The organism is Protofrankia sp. CiP1_Cm_nod4 (assembly GCF_982290645.1).
In genome coordinates this window covers 5037-5852 of the sequence record NZ_CEVIVC010000205.1, presented here as the reverse complement: position 1 = coordinate 5852, position 816 = coordinate 5037, and the positions used below count along the sequence as shown (strand labels likewise).

Genomic DNA, 816 nt, shown 5'->3' with positions numbered 1-816 from the left:
ACATGTCGATCTCCCACCACAACCTCCCGGGTTTGTCGGCGTGTCGGAGGTTGTGGTGGATGATCTAGGTGGCGGGTGGGAGCGAAGGCGCGTAGGAAGGTGTTGACGTCGGCGGCGATGGCCGTACGCAGCTCGGCGTCGGTGACCTCGCTGGTGCCGAGCGCGGAGAGTTCGGGGAGGTCTCCCGAGACGAGGGCGAGGAAGCGCGCGGCGGCGGTGTCGGGCCCGTCGACGTCGAGGTGGCCGCGGTTGGACAGGCGGGCGAGGCGGCCGGCGAGGGCGCCGCGCACCCGTGACCCTCCGTGCGCGAGCGCTTCGTCGAAGAGGTCGGGGAACCGGCCGGCCTCGGCGTACATCAGCCGCTGAAGAATCCAGCCCTCCCCGGTGAGCTGGCAGTCGATGACCTCGCAGGCCACCCGGGAGAGGTCACCGGCGAGATCAGCGCCGTCGTCGGGCAGGGTGCCGAATGAACCCGACCGTTCAATGTAGCGTCCACTGCGTCAAAGTTACGCTCCACCGCCGAAGCCCCGCCGCTGGCGAGCCCTCCCCCGCCGCCCGCCACGGTGAAGCGCGACGCGGTGAAGTTCGGCATGGTTTCCGACATGGTGAGGAAAGCATCGTGACGTCCGTACCGTTGGAGGACCGGGTCGACCCGCAGCTGCGCGACCATCTCGTGAACCCGCCCAGCCGCCCCCGGCTGGGCCGGCTGCACCCCACGGCCGACCGCGTCCGGGCGACCGACACGCACGTCAAGATCACCGACGGCCCGGACGCGCGGGACGTGCCGGTGCGGGTCTACCGGCCCGCCGAGGCCGA

Annotated in this window: 2 protein-coding genes; one reads left to right on the top strand and one right to left on the bottom strand. The window is 71.1% G+C overall.

The window, feature by feature from the left end:
- The coding region (locus tag AC5LSR_RS22720) for a TetR/AcrR family transcriptional regulator C-terminal domain-containing protein (protein ID WP_493468982.1) at positions 1-416 on the bottom strand (416 nt) is incomplete at its 3' end.
- 203 nt (positions 417-619) lie between these two features.
- Between AC5LSR_RS22720 and AC5LSR_RS22715 the strand changes: the two genes are divergently transcribed.
- On the top strand, positions 620-816 hold a 197-nt coding region (locus AC5LSR_RS22715), incomplete at its 3' end, for a hypothetical protein (RefSeq protein ID WP_493468981.1).